A 6,954-nucleotide genomic window follows, 5' to 3' on the forward strand; every position below is an offset into this window, starting at 1 on the left:
GGGTGACGGGGTGGGTGTGGTGTCGGTGGGTGCGGTGGCGGTCCTGGCCGTCCCCTCGGGCGTGGGCGCCGGCTCCGCGGTCGGGGTCGCCGTGTGCGCGGTCGCGGGGGTGGCCGTTCCGGCGGGCGCGGACGCGGACGTGGGCTCGGGAGACGCCGGGCGCTGAGGGGTGCGGCGGGCGGCCGGGTCGGCGTCGGTGCGGGCCGGGGTCGTGTCGTGGGCCGTGCGGGCGGTGCCCGTGCCCGCGCCCGGGCGGGCGAACGCGTCCCACGCCGGTTCCGTGTCGTCCGTGCCGCGTTCGCCGTCCCCGCCGTACCCGTCGGCCGGGGCGTGGCCGGGGGCGTCGTCGGCGTTCCGGCGGGCCGAGGTCCGGTCAGGTGCGCGGTCCGCGTCCTGCTGGGTCGGAGCCCGGTCGGGCGTGCGGTCCGTGACCTGCCGCGCCGGGGCCCGGTCGGGTGTGGGGTCGGTGGTCCTGGGGGCCGGGGGCTCGTCCGTGAGGGTGGACCAGCCGAGTACCGCGCCGCAGGCGTCGCAGAAGGACTGGCCGGGCTCCCCGCGGGTGCCGCACTCGGCGCAGCTGCGGGCCCGGCCCGTGTCGGGGGTCTGGCTGGTCATGTCTCGGGCGTCCTTTCGGCGGCGGTCACGTGGACCGTGTAGGGCATGTGGGCGGGGCGGGCGGCGGCCACGAGGGCGTCCAGCCGGTGTTCGTCCGCGCGGGTCGGGTTCGGCAGCCGCAGCGACACGCGCAGATGGGGGCGACGGTCGCCGGGCACCGGGCCCAGCGGGCGGGCGTCCCAGTCGGCGCCGCCGCTCTCGCTGATCTCCGGTGCCACGCCGAACACCAGCCGTACGGCCTCGGACAGCCCGCGCCGGGTGCCCCGTACCCGGTGCAGATACGCGGCGGCGGCGACGGCCGCGCGCAGCCGGGCCTCCGGTTCCGTGCCGTCGGTCTCGGCGCCGACCCAGCCGGCCAGCCACCGCGTGAAGTCCACCGGGGCGAGGGCGGGCGTGAAGTAGGAGTCCAGGTTGTCGAGGACGGCCAGGATGGGGGCGAGGACCTCGTCCAGGCCGGCGACGAAACGCTGCGCGAGGTCGTCGTCGGCGAAGACGGCCGGGAGCATGTGGCCGATGGGGGAGGACGACCCGAGGCCGTCTATGGAGCCCCTCATACGGGGCCGCCCCTCGTACCCGCCCGCTCCGGGGAAGGGGCGGCGTGCCGGGTACGGGGCCGTCGCGGCCGGACGCACCCGCGCCGCGGAGCCGCACAGGCCGCCACCCCGCGCTGCCTCCAGGGCCTGTGTCCCGTCGTCGGGTCGGCTGGAGCGGTCGCAGGCCCACGCCCCGCCGTCGGGAGTGCCGGAGCGGTCGAGGTCCCTCACTGCTTGTCCCCGATCACTCGGACCCGGTGGTCGAAGGAGAACACCAGGGACGGCGGGCTGAGGTCGATGCGGTCGGTGGGGTCGCCCCGTTTGCCGGTCAGCGGGTCCGCGGGGTGGAGCCGGACCTCGTCGACGAGTTCGACGCCGGGCACCCGCTGGAGGACGGCGAAGACCTCCCCGGCCTGGACGGGGCGGCCGAACGGCCAGCCGCGCCCGTCGGCGCCGCCGGTCAGCGGGTCGAGGTGGCGGTAGAGGGCGTCGTGGGCCTGCCGCCGGACCCGGTCGGTGTCGGCGCTCCGGAAGGCGTGCACCGTGGCGACGACGGTGACCCCCTGGTAGAACGGCGGCCCCACCGCCAACCGGGTGCCGATCAGGCGCCGTTCGTCGAGATGCCGGGTGATGCGCCGCAACAGCCCGTCACCGGGCACGAGTTGCTCGAAGCGCAGCCGGCCGCCGGGGTCGGGCACGGCCTGCGGGACCACCAGGACCCGTACCGCGTACGCCCCGTGCTCGCCCTCGTCGCCCTCCAGACACGTGATGCGGGCCGTGTCGGGGGCGGCGCGCCGCGCGAGTTCCTCGTAGTCGCGCAGGGTGACCGCGCGTTCCTGGGCGCGCAGGGTGATGGGCGCCCGGACCTTCGCCTCCTCCACCGTCTCCCCGTCGACACCGCCGCGCGCGGCCTCCCGGTTGACGACCTCGGAGACGTACGGGATGGACGTGCGCAGGACCTGGACGGCACCCCGGGCGACGTTGCCCGCGCGGCCGCCACCGGTGCGGTAGCGGCGGGCCCGGATGACGGCGCCCTTGGGGGCCACGGCCCCGTACTGGCGCAGGGTGCCGTCGGGTTCGCGGACCGCCGGGCCGAAGGCGATCTCACCGGTGGCGGCGTCGAGGGTGATGTGCCGGTCGTGCGGGGTGGACGCGGCGAAGGAGGGCACGACCTCCCAGTCGGTCCAGCCCTCGTGCTCGGCGGTCTGCAGCAGCACCGGCGGGGTGTCGCCGACCACGGGCGCGTGGGCCAGCCGCAGCCGCTGGCCCGGCAGGCCCGTGGACTCGCCGAGCGCCTCGTCGTGCACCGTCTCCGCGTGCACGGCGGTGGTGGTGCCTCCGAGGGTGAATGCCTCGGCGGCACGCACGGTCGGGGAGGTGGTGTAGAAGGGCTGGTCGGGGAGGGGCTCGGTGACCCGGCAGCGCAGCCAGCCGGCCTCCTGGCCGCCGGTGCGGGACAGGGTGTGGCCGCCGGGCATGTGCAGGACGACCGCGCCGGGCCGGTTCAGGCCGCCCGTGCCGTCCCGGTCGACCTCGCACGCGGCCCAGCCGTCCTCCGTCCACGCCTCCCACACCAGCGGCGGCTGCCGGGGGTCCACGCCGACACCGTCGACGCGGCTGTCCAGTTCCAGCGCGACCGCGCACGACGGGACCGCCGCGCTCAGACCGAGGAGCATGCAGTCGCCGGGCCGGGGGGCCTCCGCGAAGCACATCAGGTCCTTGCCCTCCGCGAGGTCGGCGGTCCGGTCGGTGACCGGCTCACCGCTCAGCTGCACCACCAGGTGCCGCAACTCGCACGGCACGACGGTCAGTTCGTGCTCGGTGGCGAAGGCCACCGCCTCCTCGCTCTCGGTGCGCACGGTGGCGACCTCGGTGCCGACGGGCATCAGCACCGGCTCCTCCTGCGGCGCGGAGAGCCAGAACGTGACGTCCGTACGGGCGGCGGACGGCGGGAACAGTGTGATGCCCACCAGGTCCAGGAAGGCGAGGTGGTTCTTCTCCGGCACCCGGTTGAGCCGGTAGACGATCTGGTCGGCCATGTGGGCCACCGTCTCCACGAGGGTGACACCGGGGTCGGAGACGTTGTGGTCGGTCCACTCCGGGGCGCGCTGCTGGATGTAGCGCTTGGCGTCGTCGACGAACTGCTGGAAGCGGCGGTCGTCGAGGTTGGGGGAGGGCAGGGCCATCAGCGGTCGCTTTCGGGAGCCTCGGACGTCACGTCCGGCTCGTCGTGGGAGGGGATGACATAGAACGGGAAGACCAGGCTGCGCGGGTTGTTGGTGCCGCGGATCGCGTAGCGGACGTCGATGAAGAGCACGCCCTGCTCCGCGCCGGCGGTCACCTCCACCTCGCTGACCTCGATGCGCGGCTCCCAGCGGTCGAGGCTCGCGTACACCTCGTGCTGGATCCGGCCGGCGGTGGCCTCGTTGACCGGGGCGAACACCAGGTCGTGGATGGCGCAGCCGAACTCGGGGCGCATCGGCCGCTCACCGGGCGCGGTGGCGAGGATCAGCCGGATGGCCTCCTCGATCTCGCGCTCCCCGCTGACCAGGGCGATGCCTCCGGTCGGCCCGATGCGCAGCGGGAACGCCCAACCGGACCCGACGAACTGCTCGGCCATCTGCGGGCCGGCCTCCCTTCCTGACGTACGTGTGTGTCTGCGGCGCTTCGGTGTCGGACGTGCGTGACGTCCCGGCGCCCTTCTCGGCCCTCACCCGAACGGGTACTTGATCGTGTTGACGAAGAACCCGCCGAAGATGTCGACCTTGACGGCCTTGAGGCCCAGCTGGCCCACGGCGTTGATCTGCACGGTCCCGGCCGCGTTGACCGTGGTCGCGCCGGTCGCGCTGAGGTTGAGGGCGCCCATCGCGGACACGTTGACGGCGCCGGCCAGCGAGCGGAGACCGACCAGCCCCTGGCCCTGCAGGGTGAGCGGCCCGCCGCTCCTGATGGTCACGGACCGCCGCCCGCTCAGCGTCAGATCCGTACCGGCGTTCACCGACACCGACGTGCCGCCCTTGATCCGCACGGCGCCCTTGCTGTCCACCGTGATCTCGGTCTTCGTCCGGTCCAGGTTGACGATCAGCCGGTCGTTGCCGGTGGCCAGCCGCACGCCCTGCTTGCGCAGGCCCGTCTGCTGGCTGAGGAGGTCCACCCGGTTGCCGTCCCGGTCGGACAGCGTGTGCCGGATCGCCTTCTTCTTGACCGGGTCGTGCAGCCACACGTCCTTGACCGGCGTCGGCTTGTCGACGCCGTTGTAGAGGCCGCCGATGACGAACGGGTGGTCCAGCGTGCCCCGGTCGAAGGCGACCAGCACCTCGTCGCCGACGTCCAGCGGGAAGATCCCACCGCCGCCCTTGCCGCCCAGCTGCACCGTCCGCGTCCAGTCGCTGACGTACGCGTCGTCCAGCCACGGGAACTGGAGCTTCACCCGGCCCTGTTTCAGCGGGTCCGCGACGTCGGTGACCAGCGCGTTGGCCACACTGGGCAGCCTCGGGGCCGCCGCGGAACCCCCCGAGGTCAGGCCGAACAGGGAGCGCCACTGGCGCCCGCTGACCGTCACGAACGTCTCGTAGTGGCTGCCGTCGCCGAAGGTGTGCCGTACGGCGGTGCAGGTGTACTTGCCCTCGAAGGGGGTGCCCACGTCGGTCAATGTGATCGGCACCCCGGGCCGCAGCTCGGGGTTGCCGCGCACCGTCACCTCCAGTTCGGCGAACGCGGAGGTGATGTCGTCGGCGAGGGAGCTCGCCGCGTGCGTGACCTCGGCCTGGCGGTCGTACGGGTGGTCGGTCTCGACGAGCTTCGCCGCCTTGAACGGGTTCGCGGCCTTCTGCGGGGTGGTGCCGATGGCGACACCGGGGCTGGTGCTCGCCCTCGTCGTCGCCGTGAGCTTCTTCTTCGTGGTCACGTTCCAGCCGCGCGCCTCGACCTTGTCGACCTGGTCGGCGGCGGTCACGGCGGCCCGGCAGCGCAGCACGTCGACACCGGCCTGGAACACGAAGGGACTCTTCTCGCCGGGGGTGCTCGTCGCGGGCGCCCCCGACGCCGGCTTCGGCTCGACGAACTGGAACTTCCCCCGGGAGTCCAGCGACATCACCATCTCGTTCTCGTCGGCGAGCCGCGCCAGGAAGTCCCAGTCGGTGACGTTCGACTGGCTGATGAACTCGTAGACCGTCTTCGTGCCCTGGATCCGCCCGACCGGGATGCCGTTCGTCGAGGCCAGCTTGCGGGCGATGTCGGCGGCCGTCTGGTTGCGGTACGCGGCCACCCTGCGCACCCGCATCAGCCGGTGCCCCGGGTCGTAGCCGCGGACGACGGTGAACGTGCCGGTGCCGTCGTAGTCGGTCTCCATCCCGGTGACCTCGCCGGTGAGCAGCGGGGAACCCGCGCCCTTGCCGTCGGCGACGGAGGCGATGACCACCAGCGAGCCGAACCTGATGTTCAGCTTGCCGAGCAGCAGCCCGTGCGGGTCGCGGAACGTCAGCCGGAACGCGCCGGGCACCCCCGCCCCCAGGTCGACCCAGCCGCCGACGAGCAGATCGGCGTACTCGGTCGGCAGCTTGTTGCCGTCGATGGTGACGTGGACGACGTTGGAGTGGGACGGCTTCACCATCAGAGACCCACCTCCTCGGCGGCCGGGAGGACGAGGACGACGCCGGTCGTCAGCCGGGTCGGGTCGTCGATCCCGTTGGCCTCGGCGATCGCCCGCCACGCCGCCGCGTTCCCGTACTCCCGCCACGCCAGCGACTGCAGCGAGTCGCCCGCCACCACCCGGTGCACGCTCCGCGCGGTCAGCGCGCCCGAGGTCGGGTTCTGGCCCTTGGTCTTGGTGGGGATCTCGTGCAGCCGGACCTGACATGTGGCCCGGATCGGCACGCCCGTCGTCCCGAACAGGGAGTACGTGGCGTCCACGGAGCTGACGTACGCCGTGAACCGGGCCGTCGAGAACGCCCCCCACTGGAACTCCACCCACGGCGGCGAGGGCTGCTTCGCGGCGATGCTCTTCGACGTCACCTCACAGCACCCCATCAGCGACTCCACCTTCTTCAGCACCGTGGTGGCGCCCGGCTTGGCGGAGGAGTCCAGGAAGATCTCGACGGTCATCTCACGGGGCTCCGGCCCCATGAACTCCGGTACGGAACCGTCGCGCACCGCCGCCGTCGGCGTCACCTTCCACTGCGCGCGCCGGCTCAGCTGCAACTGCGCCGGGTTGAAGTCGAAGGCGAACGTCTCGATCAGCGCGCCCTTGCTGGTGCTGGTGCCGACCGGCGGCTCGTGGATGGCGAGCGTGGCGCGCACGAGGCTCTTGCCGGCGCCGCCCTTGGTGCCCCTTGCCATGGTCTGTCCCGCCCCCTCAGTCCGTGAACCCGTGGTGGGTGATCTCCAGGACCTCCGTGGCGACGCTCGGGTTGGCCGGGTCCAGGGTGGGGCCCTGCCAGCTCACCGGCAGCACGTCGATCAGCCCCCAGTGCGCGACCTCCGAGCCGTCCGCGCGCAGCGCGGCGATCTGGGCGGTCGGCCGCTTCACACCGGTGGCGACGGACGAGATCCACGCCGCGACCTTCGCCGTGTCCGGCGTCAGCGGCCTGGTCAGCCGGATGGTGGAGAAGGTGACACGGGACGGCAGCTGCCAGACGAACCCGTTGTTCCCGCCCTCCTGACGGTGCTCGATCTCCACCGTCGACGAGAGTCCCTCGCACCCGTTGAAGTACCCGAGGCTCTCGCCGTCGATGGTCAGCGTGAAGAAGATGGTGGAGCCCGGGTCGAGATCGCGGGACATCGGGGGCGGCCTTTCTGGGGGCTGGGG

6 protein-coding genes and 1 pseudogene are annotated in these 6,954 nt (G+C 73.2%); all 7 read right to left on the reverse strand.

The genetic code is table 11. The annotated features are described in order from the left end of the window. Nucleotides 1–615 (reverse strand): annotated as a pseudogene (locus AOK23_RS47805) (hypothetical protein); the annotation flags it as partial. After that, the gene (locus AOK23_RS12140) at nt 612–1,169 is read right to left on the reverse strand and encodes a phage tail protein (protein WP_055712735.1); all 558 of its coding nucleotides are present in this window, start codon (nt 1,167–1,169) and stop codon (nt 612–614) included. The gene AOK23_RS12140 and the pseudogene AOK23_RS47805, both read right to left, overlap by 4 nt. A 206-nt stretch (nt 1,170–1,375) precedes the next feature. Beyond that, nucleotides 1,376–3,334, reverse strand: a complete 1,959-nt coding sequence (locus AOK23_RS12145) for a putative baseplate assembly protein (RefSeq protein WP_055712736.1) — start codon at nt 3,332–3,334, stop codon at nt 1,376–1,378. Beyond that, nucleotides 3,334–3,768 (reverse strand): GPW/gp25 family protein, encoded by a 435-nt coding sequence (locus tag AOK23_RS12150; RefSeq protein ID WP_055539368.1) that lies wholly within the window; start codon nt 3,766–3,768, stop codon nt 3,334–3,336. The genes AOK23_RS12145 and AOK23_RS12150 overlap by 1 nt, the downstream gene beginning before the upstream one ends. Nucleotides 3,769–3,858: 90 nt before the next feature. Further along, complete coding sequence (locus AOK23_RS12155; protein ID WP_055712737.1) at nt 3,859–5,760, reverse strand: VgrG-related protein; 1,902 nt, start codon at nt 5,758–5,760, stop codon at nt 3,859–3,861. Continuing rightward, entirely contained in the window at nt 5,760–6,485 is a 726-nt protein-coding gene (locus AOK23_RS12160; protein WP_055712738.1) for a CIS tube protein, read from the reverse strand. Before AOK23_RS12160 ends, AOK23_RS12155 begins: the two co-directional genes overlap by 1 nt. 16 nt (nt 6,486–6,501) lie before the next feature. Beyond that, nucleotides 6,502–6,927 (reverse strand): phage tail protein, encoded by a 426-nt coding sequence (locus tag AOK23_RS12165; protein WP_055521704.1) that lies wholly within the window; start codon nt 6,925–6,927, stop codon nt 6,502–6,504. Between the last annotated feature and the right edge of the window lie 27 nt (nt 6,928–6,954).

The sequence above is a fragment of the Streptomyces torulosus genome, from assembly GCF_001419765.1.
Taxonomy (GTDB): domain Bacteria; phylum Actinomycetota; class Actinomycetes; order Streptomycetales; family Streptomycetaceae; genus Streptomyces; species Streptomyces torulosus.